27 protein-coding genes and 1 other RNA gene are annotated in these 16,940 nt (G+C 51.7%); all 28 read right to left on the bottom strand.

What is annotated here, in order from left to right; genetic code table 11:
• Positions 1–59: 59 nt before the first annotated feature.
• Entirely contained in the window at positions 60–479 is a 420-nt protein-coding gene (locus tag ACO0LE_RS15810) for a hypothetical protein (protein WP_422961313.1), read from the bottom strand.
• A 63-nt stretch (positions 480–542) separates the two neighbouring features.
• The gene (locus ACO0LE_RS15815; RefSeq protein ID WP_422961314.1) at positions 543–1,658 is read right to left on the bottom strand and encodes a phage protease; all 1,116 of its coding nucleotides are present in this window, start codon (positions 1,656–1,658) and stop codon (positions 543–545) included.
• Between the two features lie 240 nt (positions 1,659–1,898).
• Positions 1,899–2,435, bottom strand: a complete 537-nt coding sequence (locus ACO0LE_RS15820; RefSeq protein WP_422961315.1) for a phage virion morphogenesis protein — start codon at positions 2,433–2,435, stop codon at positions 1,899–1,901.
• 71 nt (positions 2,436–2,506) lie between these two features.
• Positions 2,507–3,697, bottom strand: a complete 1,191-nt coding sequence (locus ACO0LE_RS15825; protein ID WP_422961316.1) for a phage minor head protein — start codon at positions 3,695–3,697, stop codon at positions 2,507–2,509.
• Position 3,698: 1 nt separating this feature from the next.
• Entirely contained in the window at positions 3,699–5,276 is a 1,578-nt protein-coding gene (locus ACO0LE_RS15830) for a DUF935 domain-containing protein (protein ID WP_422961317.1), read from the bottom strand.
• A 10-nt stretch (positions 5,277–5,286) separates the two neighbouring features.
• Complete coding sequence (locus tag ACO0LE_RS15835; RefSeq protein WP_422961318.1) at positions 5,287–5,514, bottom strand: hypothetical protein; 228 nt, start codon at positions 5,512–5,514, stop codon at positions 5,287–5,289.
• A gap of 9 nt (positions 5,515–5,523) precedes the next feature.
• Positions 5,524–7,182 (bottom strand): phage terminase large subunit, encoded by a 1,659-nt coding sequence (terL, locus tag ACO0LE_RS15840; protein WP_422961319.1) that lies wholly within the window; start codon positions 7,180–7,182, stop codon positions 5,524–5,526.
• Entirely contained in the window at positions 7,179–7,688 is a 510-nt protein-coding gene (locus tag ACO0LE_RS15845; protein ID WP_422961320.1) for a DUF1804 family protein, read from the bottom strand. The genes terL and ACO0LE_RS15845 overlap by 4 nt, the downstream gene beginning before the upstream one ends.
• On the bottom strand, positions 7,688–8,068 hold the full coding sequence (locus tag ACO0LE_RS15850) for a hypothetical protein (RefSeq protein ID WP_422961321.1): 381 nt from the start codon (positions 8,066–8,068) through the stop codon (positions 7,688–7,690). Before ACO0LE_RS15850 ends, ACO0LE_RS15845 begins: the two co-directional genes overlap by 1 nt.
• Before the next feature lie 19 nt (positions 8,069–8,087).
• The gene (locus tag ACO0LE_RS15855; RefSeq protein ID WP_422961322.1) at positions 8,088–8,318 is read right to left on the bottom strand and encodes a TraR/DksA C4-type zinc finger protein; all 231 of its coding nucleotides are present in this window, start codon (positions 8,316–8,318) and stop codon (positions 8,088–8,090) included.
• Complete coding sequence (locus ACO0LE_RS15860; RefSeq protein WP_422961323.1) at positions 8,311–8,874, bottom strand: hypothetical protein; 564 nt, start codon at positions 8,872–8,874, stop codon at positions 8,311–8,313. Before ACO0LE_RS15860 ends, ACO0LE_RS15855 begins: the two co-directional genes overlap by 8 nt.
• Positions 8,871–9,548 carry a transglycosylase SLT domain-containing protein gene (locus ACO0LE_RS15865; RefSeq protein ID WP_422961324.1) on the bottom strand — a complete coding sequence of 226 codons (678 nt, stop codon included), beginning with the start codon at positions 9,546–9,548 and terminating at the stop codon, positions 8,871–8,873. The genes ACO0LE_RS15860 and ACO0LE_RS15865 overlap by 4 nt, the downstream gene beginning before the upstream one ends.
• Positions 9,548–9,892: a putative holin gene (locus ACO0LE_RS15870; RefSeq protein ID WP_422961325.1), complete on the bottom strand. Its 345-nt coding sequence runs from the start codon at positions 9,890–9,892 to the stop codon at positions 9,548–9,550. The genes ACO0LE_RS15865 and ACO0LE_RS15870 overlap by 1 nt, the downstream gene beginning before the upstream one ends.
• Before the next feature lie 161 nt (positions 9,893–10,053).
• The gene (locus tag ACO0LE_RS15875; protein WP_422961326.1) at positions 10,054–10,674 is read right to left on the bottom strand and encodes a DUF4124 domain-containing protein; all 621 of its coding nucleotides are present in this window, start codon (positions 10,672–10,674) and stop codon (positions 10,054–10,056) included.
• 17 nt (positions 10,675–10,691) lie between these two features.
• Entirely contained in the window at positions 10,692–11,105 is a 414-nt protein-coding gene (locus ACO0LE_RS15880; protein ID WP_422961327.1) for a Mor transcription activator family protein, read from the bottom strand.
• A 1-nt stretch (position 11,106) separates the two neighbouring features.
• A complete protein-coding gene (locus ACO0LE_RS15885; protein ID WP_422961328.1) occupies positions 11,107–11,532 on the bottom strand; it encodes a gp16 family protein in 426 nt (141 codons plus the stop codon).
• On the bottom strand, positions 11,529–11,948 hold the full coding sequence (locus ACO0LE_RS15890; RefSeq protein WP_422961329.1) for a hypothetical protein: 420 nt from the start codon (positions 11,946–11,948) through the stop codon (positions 11,529–11,531). Before ACO0LE_RS15890 ends, ACO0LE_RS15885 begins: the two co-directional genes overlap by 4 nt.
• Entirely contained in the window at positions 11,945–12,142 is a 198-nt protein-coding gene (locus ACO0LE_RS15895) for a hypothetical protein (RefSeq protein WP_422961330.1), read from the bottom strand. The genes ACO0LE_RS15890 and ACO0LE_RS15895 overlap by 4 nt, the downstream gene beginning before the upstream one ends.
• A gap of 5 nt (positions 12,143–12,147) precedes the next feature.
• Complete coding sequence (locus ACO0LE_RS15900; protein ID WP_422961331.1) at positions 12,148–12,834, bottom strand: DUF2786 domain-containing protein; 687 nt, start codon at positions 12,832–12,834, stop codon at positions 12,148–12,150.
• Between the two features lie 5 nt (positions 12,835–12,839).
• Positions 12,840–12,914, bottom strand: an RNA gene (locus ACO0LE_RS15905) — hammerhead ribozyme type II.
• Positions 12,915–12,919: 5 nt separating this feature from the next.
• Positions 12,920–13,216, bottom strand: coding sequence for an HU family DNA-binding protein (locus ACO0LE_RS15910; protein WP_422961332.1), 297 nt, complete (start codon positions 13,214–13,216; stop codon positions 12,920–12,922).
• Between the two features lie 160 nt (positions 13,217–13,376).
• Positions 13,377–13,997, bottom strand: a complete 621-nt coding sequence (locus tag ACO0LE_RS15915; RefSeq protein WP_422961333.1) for a DUF3164 family protein — start codon at positions 13,995–13,997, stop codon at positions 13,377–13,379.
• 119 nt (positions 13,998–14,116) lie between these two features.
• Complete coding sequence (locus tag ACO0LE_RS15920; RefSeq protein WP_422961334.1) at positions 14,117–14,365, bottom strand: hypothetical protein; 249 nt, start codon at positions 14,363–14,365, stop codon at positions 14,117–14,119.
• Positions 14,365–14,625 carry a hypothetical protein gene (locus ACO0LE_RS15925; protein WP_422961335.1) on the bottom strand — a complete coding sequence of 87 codons (261 nt, stop codon included), beginning with the start codon at positions 14,623–14,625 and terminating at the stop codon, positions 14,365–14,367. Before ACO0LE_RS15925 ends, ACO0LE_RS15920 begins: the two co-directional genes overlap by 1 nt.
• A 1-nt stretch (position 14,626) precedes the next feature.
• Entirely contained in the window at positions 14,627–14,869 is a 243-nt protein-coding gene (locus ACO0LE_RS15930; protein ID WP_422961336.1) for a hypothetical protein, read from the bottom strand.
• Entirely contained in the window at positions 14,866–15,558 is a 693-nt protein-coding gene (locus tag ACO0LE_RS15935; protein ID WP_422961337.1) for a hypothetical protein, read from the bottom strand. Before ACO0LE_RS15935 ends, ACO0LE_RS15930 begins: the two co-directional genes overlap by 4 nt.
• On the bottom strand, positions 15,545–16,171 hold the full coding sequence (locus ACO0LE_RS15940; RefSeq protein ID WP_422961338.1) for a hypothetical protein: 627 nt from the start codon (positions 16,169–16,171) through the stop codon (positions 15,545–15,547). The genes ACO0LE_RS15935 and ACO0LE_RS15940 overlap by 14 nt, the downstream gene beginning before the upstream one ends.
• A gap of 1 nt (position 16,172) precedes the next feature.
• Positions 16,173–16,940, bottom strand: coding sequence for an AAA family ATPase (locus tag ACO0LE_RS15945; RefSeq protein ID WP_422961339.1), 768 nt, complete (start codon positions 16,938–16,940; stop codon positions 16,173–16,175).

Here is a 16,940-nt window from a genome sequence, read left to right on the forward strand (position 1 = left end):
AAATAGATAGGGTGAAACGTATTTGCTACTAGCCGTGACTCAACTACTCAAGCTGGCTTTTAAAACTCAACCCAGACACCGCCACTGTCAACATCGCGGATCTTGCCAGCGACACTGCGGGTGGCACTGCCGCTGGTCTTGGCAACGGTAGAATCATCGACCAAGTAACAATCAGCGCCGATGTCACCTAGAACGATCAGATCGCCCGCCGCTGAGTTAGCAAAGCGGAACAGCGATTCAGGACCACGGAACAAGCGCGCACGAATATCGCCGTCGGCACCTGCGCTGTTATCGGTCAGCGCCTGGCACACACCCACTGACTTGAGGCCAGTAGCGGTCTTACCTGGAATAGCAAGATTGTTGGCGGTGTCGATCACCACCATCGTGCCTGCAAAGATTTTGGTTGCGGCCTTAACGGGGAATTCAAATACTGTCCCGTCACGACGGGCGGTGTTGCGATCTGCTGTTGCTGCGGCCATGGTGTGCTCCTAAGCGTTAAATGAAGGAATGTGTTTTGTTATTGAGGTTGGTTTTTAACGGCCTTAAGCTGCTGCGATGGATTTCTTAAAATCGTCTTCGGTTAAACCCATCGCCTTGCAAATAGCGATTTGCTCAACCGACAAAGATCCATCCACATTGACGACTATTGTTTTGCCATTAGTCTGCGTCGCCACGAGTGCAGCAATTGGCGTGGTACCCGCCAGATAGGCTTTAAGAGATGCCATGTCTTTGGTGCCAAGATCAATTGCCCAGGCTTGTTGTGCAGGGAGCAAACGGGCTTCTTTCAAAGCGGTTTGCACAATCTCATTCACTTCGCGCCCTTGCACCTGCAAAGACAAAGCAGCCAGTTGATCCTGTAAAGGCTTGACCGCCTCAATCGGTACAAACTTAGCCGGGTCAGGATTGCCGACATTGCCGATACTGGCCTTGAGGGCGGCGATCTCTACATCTTTAACGGCGACCTGATCGACTTGTGCTTTTAACGCGACGATTTCAGCATCTCTGGTATTGACCAGATCGGCTTTGACTTTAAGGGCGGAGACCGCTGTCATGGCGTCACCCTCTGTAGTAGTCAGTGCTAAGCCAAGGGCGGCGATCAAAAGTTTTAAGGTTGGGTTCATCATTTCCTCTATGGTGGTTAGGTGCTGCTGCAAACTGGTTTGTAAATTCTTGAGTGCGACTTCTTGCATACCGTCTAATGCTGGGGTATTGGTCAGGCCGACATGCAGGATCTGTACAACCTCGCCCGTGGTTTTGTTATAAGAAAACACCGGACTCAGATATTTGTATTCGCCAGCGGCGATCATGCTTGCTGCCCTGGCGGTCCATTCGGTATCAAGCGCGAACAGACCTTCGTCTTCGCGCCACTCCATATTCTTAAACCATCCGGCGGCTGGTGCTGGCTGGCCGTTGTTGGCGGCATTAAGCGTTTGATGTTCGTAATCGATCACTAACCGCGTCAATGCCTCTTGTGCCGTTTGAATTAAGCGAGCGGCGATATCCGATGTCACTACCCATGCAGCGCAATCAATAGGACGACCATCTCGTGACCGAAAAGCCCCTGCAGGCAAAATCTGCAAACCAGCGGTGCTGTCCTGGGGCAGATCAAACACCAAAGAGGTGACAGCGATATTGGAGGAGTTGGATTTTTTAGACATGCCGCTAGTGTGCGGCGACAAAAACAAGGTGGCGACGTGATGGACTTCAGTGAGAAGTCAGGCCGGATAATTCAGCTAAACAAGGTGCTAACTGTAAACCGCAACGAGTGTTAACGGTGCGCATGCCATTTGCAGCCGATTTAACGCCCGTTTAACGCTATGCAAATGCCGAAGACGTGGAAAGTTGCGCAACCTTAACTTAAAACGCCTTGTGCGCCCGATTTGGAGATTAGCGGCAATTTAATCGGTAATCGCATTGGCGATATGAAATTGCACGATGTCCATCACGATCTTTTGCGCGACCTGGTCAGCCTGGCCGGAGGCATCCATCGGCATAAACGGGCGCGCAGGGATATCGCCCCACAGGTTGGGAAATTGCTTCTTGCTACCGCCAAACTGTTGCATGGCGGCGTAGACCATGGAGTTACTGAGCGTCACCGAGCCAGCGTCGGCCACGTAGCTAAACTGGCGTGACAGGTCTTTGCTATTGCCGATCAAGGGCTTTTTACCGCTGGCGCGTTGTTCGCCCTTTTTGGACAAGCTGCCATCTTTCTTGTAGTTGCCCTTAAGCTGATCTAGGAAACGTACGATAGTCGTCTGGCTATTGGGCAACCAGGGCACGCCGCTTGGCGAGGAAGAAGTTTCAAAGCTGCGCTTGGACACTTCCATCAAGCGCTCGCCGATCTCCAGCATGGCGGGCTTGGTGTTGCTGGTTGTGGCGATCAGGCGATTCAGAGCGGCTTGCGCACCGCCATCGTTAAAGGTGATTTCTAACATTGCCGCTCCTATGCTATAGTTGGTTTCTCGGTGGACCCGTTATCGGACGTAATGGTTAAGGGAAGTAGACATTAACCCCCACCTTTCCCTTGCTTGATCAGGAAAGAAAGTAGAGCCAAAGCCCTGTTTTTTTTGCCTGGCAATACTTCAAACACTGCTCTGAACATTTCCCCACCAATGCTTTTTCTAGCCACTACGGTTGCCTGGCCATGGCGTGAACTCTCGCCCTGGCGTAGATCATCGGCATCATTTAACACCTGAATTAAATGATTAAAGTCTTCTGGCTGTGGTGGCCTTTGGTCGCCGCCGTCATAGCCGTGGCTGTTCTCGACATGGCGCGCCGTATCTGGTGGCAACGTCACCAAGTAGCCATTAACGTCTTGCCCGACGATCTCGCTAACCTCTGCATCGTTTTCAACAAAGCCCAACCATAACGGGTCTTTGATCGCCTTGTCTTCGATAGCATGCCTAACGTAATTAGGTATCTCTTCGTGCGCGTTGATACGCCTGTTCACGTCATAGGTCAGCGCTTTGCTAATCGCTGGCGGATACGTGATCAGCTTGTCTTGTACCACCTGGCGCAAACTCAGGTCAACGTTTGCACCAGGAGCATAAGCAAAGCCGGTGTCGATGCCTTGCGTATTACCGAGCGCTGGCGCATTGGCAGGGCCACGGCCTGCAGTCACCGCTTGCATGAACTCAGCTTTGTTCACCGGCGTGACGCGGCAATGACAGCCCCAACCGTTGGGCGGGAAGTGCGTTGTCCAGAAGGCGTGATCGTGCGGTAGCGTTAAACCATCCCAGCTCACATGCAAGGGGCGCGGTGTTAATACGCTGTCACTGTGCTTGTAACGCCAGTACGGCGTCGCTTTTAATAAATCAGGATCGTTCAACTGCTGCCAGCGGCCAGCGGCGTAACTGGTGGACATATTGGTTTGATAGATCACCTTGGTGCGCCATGCCACGCCAGCCTTGCTGTCTTCGCCCGTCCAGCCGCTCCAGCCATGTTTAGCGACCAGCGCTTTAAAATCCTTCCTGAAGGCGTCCAGCCCTAAGCCTTGATCGATAGCCTTGGATACTGCGGCATGCAGGTCGGCCAGCAGATCAGCGTTTTGCGCTCCAGCGACCATAAAGGCTTTGTCGTGGGCGGCATGCATGATGTCATCCCAGCGCTCAGACGGTAAGTTAAGTTTCTGTTTAAAGAAAGCGAGCTGCTCGTTAAACGGTTTGTTCCAGGGCGGCAGTTGTACATAGTCCGCCATGTTACTTGCCTGTCTTCACATCCAGCATGCCTGCCAATTCGGCCAAGGCAAAGCCCTGCGCCATGACCGCTTGCAGATCCTCCAAGGGCAAACCGCTGTAGGCGGCCAGCAAGGTATTTTGCAGCGCAGGCAAGCTCTCGGCCTCGGTGACCAGCTGTTCAATATGCGCTAAGACCTGCGCCCAGGCGGCATCGTTCTGCGCGTCGACCTGTTGCGGCAGTTGCGCCGTAGGGTTCTGCGTGATCGCTTTTAACGCTGCCAGGTGATTCATGCTGAGCATGCTGAGGCCAGTTGCTGGCTTAGCCGTCGTGTCGCTTGCGCCGCCTTTGGCCGCTTGCAATACCGGCTCATCGTTCTGCGGCGCGGGGATGGCCAACTTACGCTGCACCCATGACACAGGCACGGGCATATCCAGATTCACCAGATTGGGCAAGGCATCCGCAATCATTTTAAAATCTTCCTCTTCACGCACATCAAAATACAAATGCGGCATGCGTCGTGAGTCGGTGATCTGCTGGCCGTTTAACACCAGCAAGGGATACAACAAGTCACGGGTAAGCGTGGCGCCCAGCTGCTTGGCGTCAGATGTCAGGATCTCGCGGCGTGCCTGATCATGCACCTTGCCTAGCGCATTGGTCGATGACTTGCCGTCGGCCTGGCTGGTCAGCGTGCCGCCCAAGATCGCCTTAGACATGGTTTGCTCTGCCCACGTCACCATTGCCTGGAAGGGATCATGGTTAGCAGCAGCGAAGGTCTGAAACTCAATCGACATGCTCTCAGGGATGATGCCCGCTGCAGCATGGCCTAGCTGCGTGACTGCGCGTAACAAGGTAGCCTTTTCTGCATCTCCCGTACCAGGAGGATATTTACCCAGGCGTATCGGCAAGCCGTAAATTTCCAGTAGCTCGGCCAGATCCCTGATCGCGTAATTCTTGAACAGGAACGGCCACGCAAGAATGCGATGCAAGCCAGTACGCGCCAACACGCCAGTACGGGCGCGATGCTTATGCACGATCCAGCCAAACGGTATCAGCTCTGCACCAGTCGAACTATGGTCGCGCAAACGCAGGTCATTTTGATCAAACTGATTGACCCTAAACCAGGTCGGTGGGCGATGCATCGCCTCTTTGATCAGCCATTCCTTACCGCTTTGCATCCACTCCAATTCAATGCATGAATAGCCGTGTCCGATACCATCCAAGGCATCTAATAGCAGGTTGTCCCAGGCGGGAAAATCTTGCACCAGCTCCGTTAAATAAGCGGCCTGCGCCTTTTCTGCTGCAGACGGATTGCGCGGCGGCCGGATCTCCCAGTCAATCGTCAAGATGGCGCGCTTGCGCTTATTCATCTCGGCGTACAGATGGCCGTCTTTCTCTTCCATGTCGGCGAACAACTCCGCCTGAGCAATCAGGTTACCTTGCTCGGCCTGCTGCAGGATGCTGGCCAAACGCTGAGGCGTTAAACCACGGCTGGGATGATTGGCATATTCCATGTGCAGCTGCATGAGCTTGGCAGTCTGCGGCTCTTGCAGGATGGCGCTTTGAATGGGGTTGCCGTGGATGTCGATGATTTGTGACATGTGAAATTCTCTATTCTTCAGTAGGCGTTAAATCATTGGTCAACGTGACCTCGGCATAATTGGTAAAGCCTGTGCTGCTGTCTTTTTTTGAAATGGTGACGCTGATTTTTGTTTTTCTTGGATCAATTGGAAAACCAGTGTCAACCGCTACTTTCTGAGAAAGTAGCGCGTATAAATCGCTATCGTCAAAGTATGCGGATACTTGGCGTCTATTTATGATCGAATCATTGATTATCATTTTTTCTCCCTACCAGCCGCCGCCAGCGCTCTGGTAATCGTTATCGTCAAAGCGTTCGTCTTGATCGCTGCTATGTCGCTTGCTATTACTCGCCGCCTGAAACTCAAATACGCCGCTTGACACCGCCGCCATCCACAGCATGTGCAGGGCGTCAGGGCCGTCGTCATGGTCCGCTTTTGGAAAATGCGTGAGCTGCTCTATCAAAGTGCTCTGTGACGGATGCAAGCGTATCAATCCATTGGCAACGTGCGGCTGCAGACTTTCTATACGCAATAATTTATCGGTGTGCGGAATGACTGAGCGTGCCGGTACCGGGATGCCCATCTTGGCGCTGCGCTTGATTAGCTCAGTGCGCAAGAACTCCTGAAACTGTACCGACTCGACCACCCACAGCAGGCAGCGGTACTGACGCTGCAGCTCAATTACATCGCTGATGATCTTGTCAGGCAGGCGCTTGGCAATCTTGGCCTCGACCACATCAAGCACACCGGTGCTGCGGTTATAGCCGCCCACCAGTAGCGCCGATGGATCACGGCTTGCACCATGCTTGCCAAGGGATGGATCACAGGCACCGTAGAAGATCCATTCATTCAGGCGGTTGACCCAAAACTGAATGATGCCATTGGCAAATGGCGCATCGTCACCAGACACTGGGTCATTCTGCTGCTCTGAATCAAACGCGGCGTGTCCATCACGAGCACGCTTTAACATGAGTTTTAACAGTGGCTGGCCAGCAGGCCAGCAGACCGTTGCGCCTAACTCCATGAAGCCGCGATTGGCCAGATAGAACAGGTTAGCGCTTACCCCATCATCGTCGGTGTTGAGTAGAATCTCTTCCCACTCATCCCATAAATCCATGCGGTGCGGCCAGTCGATGATGGCCTTAAATTTCTTACGTTTCCATAGCGGATTTTTTAACAGTCTGGACAGCACTGAATCGTAGTGCAAGATGGTACCGATGACGATCACGTCCATGGTGTCATCGGCGGCACCGAGCGAGAGCACGGTTTTTTTCAGCCAGTTTTCTAGCTTGTCGCGCTGATCTGGGCTGCGCACGTTTTCATCATTTTCTAAGTCATCGCCTATCGCCAGATCGGGACGATGTGGGCCATGGCGCAAGCCGCGCATGCGCTTGCCAGAGCCAAACGCCTGTATCTTGCAATCGTTGGCGGTCGTGATGGTGCCGACCTGCCAGACTCGCCCCTGACCAGTGGCACTTGGGTAATCCATTGCCAGGCGGGGGTTAAATGCCAGTTCTGCCTTGATGGCTTCTAGCATGGTCGCCGCCTGATCCAGCGCATCCATGATGATCAACGGGTAGCGCTTGCGGCCAGTAACCACGCACCAGAGCGTAAAGATCTGTGTGACCAAGGTAGATTTAGCGTTACCGCGTGGTGCCGCTATCGCTTCATGCTGGCCTTCTGGCGCATCAACTAACTCAGGCAAGCGCTTGTACAGGTAATCATGCAAGACGGCATTGTCATACTTGATGTAGTGCGGAAAGTAAGTACGGGCAAAGAACTCGTAATCGTTCTGCGCCTGTTTAACACGCTTAGCGCTTTGCACTGGGTTCGGATCAAAGCCATCACACTCGGCTTCGATCTGTAGACGAAACTGCCCCGCTAGGGCAGCTATCTGTAGCTTAAGTTCTTTAAGTTGGAGTTTCATTTTGATTCGGCCAAGATCCGCGCCAGCTCATCGCCGAACGGCTCCAATATTTCTACAAACGCAGCACCATGTTGCGGAAAACGGCTTTGCACAAACTCAGCCATACCGCGCAGCACCTGCATACCGATGGCCAGCGCATTGGTCTCTGGCAGAAAGCGTCGCATCGCTGACATGGACTTGTGGATGTTGTCCATCAAGGACGACAGCAGCTCGACGCGGGTGACTGCTGGCATGTTTTCATCGGCCTTGATCATCTCAAGCACACTGTTAAACTGCACCAGCATCTCGGTGAGGATCTGTTGCGATAGTTGTTCAATACTGCCACCGGCTAAGGCTGAGGCGTTCTTGAGCTTGTCCCAGTCATCGCCGCTGCTAGCCGCCTGATCCTTCCAGCGTTTGGCTGTGCTGTAGGTCACCTCGGCGAGCTTGGCTGCCTGCTCCAATGAGAGGCGATCAAACACATAGTGCTTGCGACACTTGGCGCGGATAGCTGCTGGCTTGGCCATTACTGCCCCATCTTGCGCTTAAGGAACTCGACCAGAGCGGCTACCGCAATGGATGAGCCGATACCCGCGATCACGCCAGATCTGGCCGCCCCTTTTTCCAGTGCGTTAATGCGGCTGTTGTGATCCTTCACCGTCTCCGCAATTTTGGTAGGGTTGGCCTGCTCAATGGTGCGCAGGCGCTCATCATGATTATCCAAGCGCTTGGTGATCTTGCTATCCAGGCTGGCCATGGCAGCTTCTTGACGCAATGAGGATTGCATCTGCGCGGCGACGTTTGACTCTATATTGCCGAGAATGCGGGCGAGGTCGTTATTGCTGATATCCATGCGAGCGGCGTCTTTATGTGGGCGGTTAGGCTGATGATGGGTCTTTGGTCTCATGAGATTTCCGGTGCTTTATCTAGCGTTGATAAAATTCTTGCTCACGTCGGGTCTGGCAATCGATACAGCACTGGCAACCAGGCATAGCATGACGGCGGCGCATGGGGATAGGCTCATCGCAATCACTACACAGCACGTTGCTATCAAGTACGGTCTTACCCGCCAGACCAGCACGGCGCGCTTGATCCTGTAAGGCCAGGTGACGGGCGTGCTCTTCTTGCGCGGTAGCGCGATCAATAAAATCAGTCATGCGATATGTCTTCTGTTGAGGTGATCGGGCTTTCCCAATCGATCAAGGCGTCTAACCTGGAGCGACAGACGTTGTACTGGGCTTTGGTGTCGTTGATCCAGTTGGCGACGTCGGTATCGGTGGCAGTGGCGGCATCCGCTTCAGCAGGCTTGCTGGTGGACGTGGGCAAGCCTGTAGCTTGACCTCTTGCTGTTTCATGGATGTTGCCAGCATTGAGCAGGCGCACAGTGGCATTGTTAAAGCAAGCACCGCCAGTAGTCGTGCGTTTGATCTCATGTTGTTTCTCCAGTTTGGAAGTAGTCAAGCGTTGCTCGGTGTTGTCCAGGGCGACTTGTAAGCCGTCTGCACGCTCATTGGCTGTCACGATGCGCTTGAGTGCGGCGCTAGCTGTCTGCGCTACCTGTTCGCTATGCTTAGCTTTAAGCGTTTCGTTATCGCCCTTGGCAATCGCTAGCTCGCCAGCGTTAAACCAGCTGGTGAAAAAGCAGCCCACCAACAAGCCAACTGCAAGCGTAGACAGTTGCGACCAATAGGTTTTAATGAACAGGCTGATCATGTCGGCACCGGCATGGCAAAGACAGCTCTACCCCAGGCGGCATAGCGCGGCTGGATTCGATTGAGAATGCGGTCAGGGTAAGACAGGTTTTCCGCGCAATGGCTAATATGGCGACTGGCGCGGCCACAAGCGGCATCGATGGCGACCCGGTTAAATCCGGCATTGGCGATGGCCGCTTCTTTTTGCCAATGGCCTAGCCCGCCGTTATAGGCGCGTAGCGTTGCCCATAGCCGGTCAAACTCTTCGCCACCCCCTACGCGATCATAAAGCCATCGGTCATAGCCAACCAGCGAGCGCATGGCCCAGACCGGATTACTTGGTTGGCATTCGGTGGCCGACAGTTTATTTAACGCACACCACCAGCTCGCAGTCGCTGGCATAAACTGCCCCATGCCCTTAGCACCGACACGGGATACGGCTTGCGAGTTCCATTCACTCTCTGCCGTAAGCTGGGCGGCAAACATAGCCACTGGTGCATCAAGACCCCAGCTAGTGTGGGAGATACGTACTAACTCGGCACGGTGCTGAACGGCGGCACGAGGTATCTGTTGGGCGTGTGCTGAGGATGCCGTGATCGTGATTGCGAGCACACTTCCCACAAATACAATGACAAACATGAACAGCAATGCCAAGAACAATTTGGCCGACTCAGTCATTTTGGATCGACGGCGCATTATGCCCCCAGTCCAACGGCGATCATTGCGGCGGCAACAATGATGGCACGGCGGATCTGCGCGGCGACAAATAGCAAGTCGTTTTGCACAAAGCATTCAAGGTCGAAGATCAGCCCGCCGCCGTCAATACCTGCGTCTTTCTCATCTTCTGCCATAAAGCTATCGGGACGGGCATACGGGAACAAAGAGCGATCCAGCCAATAGCCCACCACGCCTGCCAAAGCGATCAGGTTGATTTTATACAGGCTGACGGGGATCTGGTTTGGTGCCAGGGCAAAGATCAAGACTGACAGCGCGATGGCAAAGATCAGCCAGTCTGTCATGCGGGGGTATTTGTTTTTCATATGCGCTCCTAAACTGGGTTGAAGGACTGGGATTTAATGGTGTTAATCCAGAACTCAGTTTATTGAAGGCAATACGGCACAGCTAGGAGATGGGGTTCGGGGTGAATGAAAAAGGCCGCAAGGGATTAGCTTGCGGCCTTTGATGTGTACTAACTTAAAAATCAATAAACGTTTACGCTGTAAATTTTGTATCCGATGATTTCCATCTGCAATCGTGCTGTTCTGGATCTGCCTGCATCTACGATCTTGGCTGAACAATAAAGAAATTGTGTTGTACCTATTTTTTGATTCTGGCAATTTCCGAAAACGTTTTCCACATCAACATTCGCTAATTCTCGTAGCCGATAAGAGTAGGTATCTGCGCTGCATCCGTCCTTAATACAAGTTTTTATAACTGCTAATTTTTCGTCTTGTTCTTTTCTTTTCTTTTCTGACTGAACTTTCATTATTTCCGTTGTCCGTCTATCCCTTTCATTCTGTTGCAGTTTTAATGTCGGAAAATCTTTCTGAAATTTCTCATCTGCTAATTTCATTTCTTTTATCGTTTTTTCAAGATCATCTGAAACATCATCACGCCAAGTTCTCTTTGTTAGTTCTTTTTCAATTCGAGTAGTTTTATTTTCTGGAACAGACTCGGATGACAATTTAACTTGTTCTAGCGCAGTAGTAGGGCATGGAAGTTCCTGAAACTCAAATTTCCCGCTGGCGTTTTTACATTTATACACATCTGCTAATGCAGACGTCGATATAAGAAGCCCGAGTACAGCGATCAATGCTTTCATGATTTCCCTTTGGTTGACTAAAACAAACTCTCTTGCAAACCACGATTCGCCTCGCTCATGTCCGTGGTCTTTAAAATGTGGTGTACCCAGCGATCTGTTATTTCATGTTCGCGCATGAGTTCGCGTACGGTTGATCCCGCATTATAAGCGGTGACGATGCGACGGTTGCGCTCTTCTCTGTAGTGTTGTGACAAATTAGGGATATACAGGCACTCGCCGCCAAAGTGCTTACACAGGCGCTGCGCGTTGGCCATGCCCACTACTTCAGCCAGTGCAGCAAAGGTCTGCGCACCTAAACCGAGTTCAGACTTGGGGAAGTCAAAACGCCCACCGCCAAAGTTCTTCATGTCCATCATGCGTAGCGCGGCCGCTTCGCCAATCAGACTGAATAACATCTTGACGGTACCGTCTGGGGTATTGGGCAGTGCCATGTTAAACCCTTCCGTGACGCTTGGCGTCAGCCGTTAACGCCGCAATGATTTTAGACAGATCATCGACATCGCAAAATTGAATGCTGGAACGCTTCAGGTTTTTAACGATAGGGTCAAGGTAAGACCATGGCCGTTTGGCCTCTGCCAACAACGCTTCAATCTTGCGCATGCGCGGCATGCGATCTGGCGCTACTTGCGGCAAACCGCGACCACCAGCTTTACCCTTGGGCTTCCAGCCTATCTTTTTAAAATGATCCAGGAGCGCCTTGCGACCTTGCCACGTTAAATCTTTGCTCGACGTCTTGCCCGTCACCTGCAGCAACAAAGCGCGGTAGGCATCGTCCTCAAGCGCCAGCTCTTTCTTGGCGATATGTATCTGCGCCATCTCGGCCTGGCGCAACTGGTCGGCGGTTTTTAACGGCGTCATGGTTGATAACCAATCGATACCAATTCAAGGTTTTGATTGTTTTTTTCAAAATGACGGCGCATGGATTTAACGTTGTTCCAACATGGACTTAACGTTGTATATTTTTTGTTTAACTCTTCCAGTTTCGCTTTAGGGCAGCGCTTTCCACCATAAAGTTTAATCAAATCCGCACGGGATTTTGTCGACAACAAGAAGGATGACTTAGGGCAAAAAAATCTTTTGCCTTCGTCGCTGTCTGGGTTCATCCACTTGCCACACCACTGGCCATTGACATAGGTCACGATGGTGTACTTCAGCGATTTAATTCGCTCAATTTTCAAAGTCACTTTAAAACCATCGATCAGCATTTCGACATGCCCCCATGATCCTGATAACTCTGCTTCTACCTGTACCCATTGCTCTTTAGTGATAGTCATCTGTATTTCCTTCTATCGTTTGGTTTTTGCTCTACGCCAGAAGCAATCAAACTCAGTACCTGTTTTTTGAATTCATCGTAGCTATGCCCGCGACCATCCAAGAATGCGCTTGCCGGAAAAGTTCCGGCATCAACAAGTTCAACCAAGCGATAGGCATCTTGGATTTTTATTGAGATAACCGCGTCGTTTAGCATCACATTTATCCCAATAAAGCCACATTTGCACCAGCGCCAACACCGCGATTTAACGTCACGGACTTCCCTTCAATGTAGCCATTGCTTGAATGCTTCATTGAGGTGTGCGTATTCTTCGTGTCTCTGGTTTGGAGTGACTTCGTCGTTACATGATGAATTCCCATGTAAGCCGTGATTGCCTGTTTTTGCTCTTGCGCTGGCACCATTGCTACAATCTTGCTTGTCACTGACCAAACCCATCCTTCACAGAACGTATCAGCAGCATTGGTTTTCTTTTTGTAACGCTTTAATGCTGTCTTGATGTAATCAGCACGCGCTTTTGCCAATTGACGGCGCAGAACTGTATAGGTGTACTTAGCAACCTCAGGCGAGGCAGACACGCCAATAAAGAGATAACCGCCTTCCATCTCAAATTTAGTACGGTTCAATTGATAGGAGAAAATCAGCTCACAGGCAAACGCCTTCGCTATTGTTTCTGCTAACACCGTTTCAAACCTCGGCGGTGATTTAAGGCATGTGCTCTTGGCGAATTCGCTAGATACTTCAGCGGCCAATAGCTCTGGATGCTCAACACCAAACTCTTCCATCAGCTTTTGCGCCTGGCGCAATGCCGTTGCTGCTTCGTTTGGATTGCTTGATTTGGCAAGCGCCATGCACTTACGTATTTTTTTAATTGCGGTGTCTTTGTCCATATTTTCCTCGGCTGCTCATCAGTACCGGACAACCCTGTCCGGCAGACCATAGCGAGGATGCCCTCGCCATGGTTTCGCTTAAGGTCTAGCTAAATGCGATTGAATCCTTAAAGACTTTGGCGGCATTGAACTTTGGTACACGTTTGGCCGCGATGTCGATCTCGGCACCCGTGGCAGGGTTGCGGCCTTTACGCGCTGCGCGCTCTTCTGCGCTGAATTTGCCGATGCCAGGCAAAGCCACTTCGTCACGCTTGACTAATGCGCCGTTAATGACATCGGCCAAGGAATCCAATACGGCTTCAACCGAATTTTTCGTTACACCAGAATCTTTGTAATGGATGGCACGTTCTTGAATGGCGGCGATGAGTTCTTGTTTGTTCATGTGTTACTCCGTGAAATAAAGTGGTTTTAAAAAAGTGACCCGTCTCGTGGGTCATCCGGCACACTCACTCAGGGGAAAGGGACCCCGGCATGTGCTGATGCTGTTACGGTAGTGCTGGTGAAGATGTGCGCCACCTGCATCTGGGCGCTGCAATTAATCGTTAAATCGCGGCCATGTCCAGGCTGATAGGCTGGTACTTGTCTTCGCCTACGCGCTCATAAAAGCGCATGTATTGTTTGCTACCGACTACCTGTAAAGATTCACCAATGGCGGTCATGGCGCGTGTCCATTTTTCGTCTTTGATATCTAGGCGGCGCAGGCCAAGCACGCGGCCGGTGTTGATGTTTCCTTCCTTGTCGGTCTTGAAGGCGTCATGCACCAGCACTTTGATTTTGGGATCACTACCCACAGACCATTCTTCTATGCATTCATCAATCAAGGCTTTAGCGGCCTGCAGGCGTTCGTCAAAGACGATGTTTTCTTGGATGGCGAGCTGGATCTTGAATTGACCATCAAAGCTGTGCAGCGTGACGTTGCCCTTTTTACCGCCCAGCTCTACGCCGTATTGCTCGGCGCTGAGGGTGACAAAGGCGGCGACGTCGCCAAACACCTGGCCTTTAAATTTGCTCAATAGATCGCGCATGGTTTTGGCGGCAAGTGCCAGCTCTTGCACAACCTGATCACGGGTCTGGTCGATAGGCTTGATCAGCGTTAAAGGTACAAGGTGACCTTGCGCGTTTCTGAGATAGCCTTCTGGGATTGCTGCTGTTACTTGATTCATGTGGTGCTCCTGATAGTTAAATCGTTAAACATCTGTTGGACCGATGGGGATACGTCTTTCTCTTGGTTCTTTGCTGGGCTGCGTTGGCGGTGGCCAAGGGACTATTGGGTCAAAGTGATTCATTTCATCCATCTCCTATGTACTAACATCGAACAAACTATTCCCAACGGCCCACCGACCAGATACGCACTTATCTCTAACCAGCCCGCACCAGGAGCCAGCTTGTATAAAAGCATCTGGCCGCTACCCACCACAAAGCTGGTGATGCCTGCCGCCATGTAACGCCCCTGGTTCACATTGAGGCTTTGAAAGCCCAGGGCAAACACCAGCACGAAGGTGGAGAGAAATAAGATCAGTGCTTGTGGCATTAGTGGATCTCCTTACTGGCTTTCGGCACGATTTTCACATTCGTTTTTATGAAGGCGTCTAAGATGTCTTTGATTGCCACAGCGTCTTTTTCTATATGGGCGGTGACCAGTGAAGAGAGCCAATTGCCCATATCTATGGCAATACTTTCAAAAGCATTTCGCTCCGTTAAACACTGCGCCAGCACTTCTTCAAGATCGGCGTAGCTGGGCTGTTGGCCAGCGCTGAGCATGGATTCCATTTTTTGCATTGGATTGCTCATGTCATTGCCCTCCCAAATCAAGCATGTCGGCACGTACATCCGCACGGCGCATTAACAAAGCAATGCGGTTGCGCTCGGTTTCAACTTGGTTAATCTTTAACTCTTCGATGTAGTCGCCCAGGGCGCGATACTGGCAATCAATACGCCAGATCTGCCACGCTTTGACCAGACGTTTAACGCTGGCAATGACCTCGCCAATCAAGATGTGATTGTTGGCGGCTTCGCCTAGTTGAGCGATTTTCATGCGGTCACCTCTTCAGTCGATGCAATTTGAGGCGCGCCAACTTCTGGTAGCGGCAAGGTCACGGTGTCGATAATTCCAGCCTGTTGCACGTCCCCGTTGCCCATCTTTTTAATGCGCTCCTGGGTTTTCATATCCGATACGCGTCGGGCGTTAAATCCGTTTTCCCAATAATCACTGCGCGGATCTTCAACTGGATAAGGGTTGTCTTGAATGCCGCCGATGCAGTAGTAACCTTCGTCATTTGCATCGCTGAAGCTTTTGGCCTTGCCTACGCCACTTAGTGTGGTGGTATATGGCATGGGCTTAAGTGCGACAACTGGCGCAGCAGCTACAGGCGTTGCCACTATTGGGCGTGGCTTGTATTGGCATTGCTGGCACGCCTGCCAGTGCTGCATTTGCAGCGGGTTATGCGTAGGGGCAGCACATAAGGCACGCTCGCGGCAATATTCCCCACCGACCTGTTTGCCGTTATAGGGGCAATCAAGCTGCTCATAAGCACGGCGAAACTCGCGTTCAAAATTGGTCGTCTTGGCAGTACCCTTGCCATAGGCCGCAAGGCCATTGATGACGGCTGACACCGTGGCGCGATCAACGCCCATCTTTACCGCCACTTGCGTCTTGTTGGTGGCAGCGACTTCACGCTCCAGCGCTTTGAACCAATCGGCATCCATGTAGTTACACCAGATCATCTTCGTCTCCTTTTTTTTCTTCCCACATCACACAATTTGTATTTTGATCAATCACACTTGTTGCCCTTTGTATCGCTGGCGGGCGGCTACCGGTGTCCATCGTGGCCAGCAGTCGGAAGCGCGCAGGCTGGCCACGCTTTTGACGCGCAGTGCATTCCAGGTATTTCGCCGCCTGCAAAAACCACATATAGCGCCTGGCTGTTGCCTCCGACACTTGGCTGTTCGGTGTAGACGAGAACGCGGCTAGCTGGCGATAGTTAAACTCTTGAGCCGTGAATAAACGCCGCATTGTTCCCCACATCCTTTCGTTGGCAGTACCCTCGGACATCAGTACACCCTTGACATTGAACCGAGGGGCTTCGATGCCGTTATCACGTGCCAACACATAGACGTTACGAGCACACAAGGTATTCACTTTTTGCGCGCCAGAGACTGTGATAAAACCCGCTTTCGAGAGGGCTTTAACATAGTCTTTAACGCAATCCGGCTCTTGCTTTGCAAGGTGCTCCAAGTCCTGAAAAGTGAAGCTGATTTGTGTACGGATGGCTTCCCAAATACGTTGACGCGGGCTTTTTGTCCCTGTCATTTCGCGAGTGATTGATTTCTTCGCCATCTCAAATTTTCCTTTTCGGGTGACTGGAAGAAGGCAAGGCAATTTTTTGCAGACTGGCAAAGTCCATGTTGTCGATACCGTGCGTTAAACAATGTTCTTGCAATTGGTTAAAGCACTTGACTACGCTGCTGACCGAGCCTTTAGAGAAGGTAACCAGCGCGGCTAGTGCTGCATTTTCAAAGCCAACGCCTGGGCAGTAGATCGGTGCCAGCTTGGCGGCGTCTGCCACTGTCACGTCCTGTGCTTCTGCCCAAGCCGATACCCGCCGATACAACTGCTTGAACTGTGATCTGGCCATGACGTTGGGTAGCTGTTCTTCACCCACCAACAGTAACGGGGTCTGGGTGCTATCAAATATTTCGCGGGTGATCTGTGCCAAGATTGGCTTTTCGATAGCCCTGTTAAACTCATCCAGAATCAAGACACGACGGGATGCGCCCAGTTGGCTTGTGACCATGTCGAACAGCTCAGGGATAGAGGCGTGGTCGTCATAGTCAAACTTCATTTCGTCCAAGATCTTCTGGAGGAATGTTTTTTTTGTCCATACCGCCTTCATCTGTACAAAGTAAGCGCGGGTTTCTAGCGCCAGCGTGTTGCTGCTGAAGGTTTTGCCCCAGCCTGAAGGGCCGTATAGAACGCCGATTCCATCCATGCCAACGCGGCGGTTTGTCAGTTGTTCCAGGGTTGCGGCGACCAAATCAAAGGTGGCGATTGCTGCTACGCCGCCTTTTGGTCTCGCGATTGCTGGCTTGCTATTTATGTTTGACAT

Origin of the sequence: Undibacterium sp. Xuan67W, assembly GCF_049340165.1 — a bacterium.
Classification (GTDB): Bacteria; Pseudomonadota; Gammaproteobacteria; order Burkholderiales; family Burkholderiaceae_D; genus Undibacterium.

Coding starts and splice junctions, on each gene's coding strand:
- ACO0LE_RS15810 (WP_422961313.1), bottom strand. CDS start 479: ATGGCCGCAGCAACAGCAGATCGCAACACCGCCCGTCGTGACGGGACA.
- ACO0LE_RS15815 (WP_422961314.1), bottom strand. CDS start 1,658: ATGTCTAAAAAATCCAACTCCTCCAATATCGCTGTCACCTCTTTGGTG.
- ACO0LE_RS15820 (WP_422961315.1), bottom strand. CDS start 2,435: ATGTTAGAAATCACCTTTAACGATGGCGGTGCGCAAGCCGCTCTGAAT.
- ACO0LE_RS15825 (WP_422961316.1), bottom strand. CDS start 3,697: ATGGCGGACTATGTACAACTGCCGCCCTGGAACAAACCGTTTAACGAG.
- ACO0LE_RS15830 (WP_422961317.1), bottom strand. CDS start 5,276: ATGTCACAAATCATCGACATCCACGGCAACCCCATTCAAAGCGCCATC.
- ACO0LE_RS15835 (WP_422961318.1), bottom strand. CDS start 5,514: ATGATAATCAATGATTCGATCATAAATAGACGCCAAGTATCCGCATAC.
- terL (WP_422961319.1), bottom strand. CDS start 7,182: ATGAAACTCCAACTTAAAGAACTTAAGCTACAGATAGCTGCCCTAGCG.
- ACO0LE_RS15845 (WP_422961320.1), bottom strand. CDS start 7,688: ATGGCCAAGCCAGCAGCTATCCGCGCCAAGTGTCGCAAGCACTATGTG.
- ACO0LE_RS15850 (WP_422961321.1), bottom strand. CDS start 8,068: ATGAGACCAAAGACCCATCATCAGCCTAACCGCCCACATAAAGACGCC.
- ACO0LE_RS15855 (WP_422961322.1), bottom strand. CDS start 8,318: ATGACTGATTTTATTGATCGCGCTACCGCGCAAGAAGAGCACGCCCGT.
- ACO0LE_RS15860 (WP_422961323.1), bottom strand. CDS start 8,874: ATGATCAGCCTGTTCATTAAAACCTATTGGTCGCAACTGTCTACGCTT.
- ACO0LE_RS15865 (WP_422961324.1), bottom strand. CDS start 9,548: ATGCGCCGTCGATCCAAAATGACTGAGTCGGCCAAATTGTTCTTGGCA.
- ACO0LE_RS15870 (WP_422961325.1), bottom strand. CDS start 9,892: ATGAAAAACAAATACCCCCGCATGACAGACTGGCTGATCTTTGCCATC.
- ACO0LE_RS15875 (WP_422961326.1), bottom strand. CDS start 10,674: ATGAAAGCATTGATCGCTGTACTCGGGCTTCTTATATCGACGTCTGCA.
- ACO0LE_RS15880 (WP_422961327.1), bottom strand. CDS start 11,105: ATGGCACTGCCCAATACCCCAGACGGTACCGTCAAGATGTTATTCAGT.
- ACO0LE_RS15885 (WP_422961328.1), bottom strand. CDS start 11,532: ATGACGCCGTTAAAAACCGCCGACCAGTTGCGCCAGGCCGAGATGGCG.
- ACO0LE_RS15890 (WP_422961329.1), bottom strand. CDS start 11,948: ATGACTATCACTAAAGAGCAATGGGTACAGGTAGAAGCAGAGTTATCA.
- ACO0LE_RS15895 (WP_422961330.1), bottom strand. CDS start 12,142: ATGCTAAACGACGCGGTTATCTCAATAAAAATCCAAGATGCCTATCGC.
- ACO0LE_RS15900 (WP_422961331.1), bottom strand. CDS start 12,834: ATGGACAAAGACACCGCAATTAAAAAAATACGTAAGTGCATGGCGCTT.
- ACO0LE_RS15910 (WP_422961332.1), bottom strand. CDS start 13,216: ATGAACAAACAAGAACTCATCGCCGCCATTCAAGAACGTGCCATCCAT.
- ACO0LE_RS15915 (WP_422961333.1), bottom strand. CDS start 13,997: ATGAATCAAGTAACAGCAGCAATCCCAGAAGGCTATCTCAGAAACGCG.
- ACO0LE_RS15920 (WP_422961334.1), bottom strand. CDS start 14,365: ATGCCACAAGCACTGATCTTATTTCTCTCCACCTTCGTGCTGGTGTTT.
- ACO0LE_RS15925 (WP_422961335.1), bottom strand. CDS start 14,625: ATGAGCAATCCAATGCAAAAAATGGAATCCATGCTCAGCGCTGGCCAA.
- ACO0LE_RS15930 (WP_422961336.1), bottom strand. CDS start 14,869: ATGAAAATCGCTCAACTAGGCGAAGCCGCCAACAATCACATCTTGATT.
- ACO0LE_RS15935 (WP_422961337.1), bottom strand. CDS start 15,558: ATGATCTGGTGTAACTACATGGATGCCGATTGGTTCAAAGCGCTGGAG.
- ACO0LE_RS15940 (WP_422961338.1), bottom strand. CDS start 16,171: ATGGCGAAGAAATCAATCACTCGCGAAATGACAGGGACAAAAAGCCCG.
- ACO0LE_RS15945 (WP_422961339.1), bottom strand. CDS start 16,940: ATGTCAAACATAAATAGCAAGCCAGCAATCGCGAGACCAAAAGGCGGC.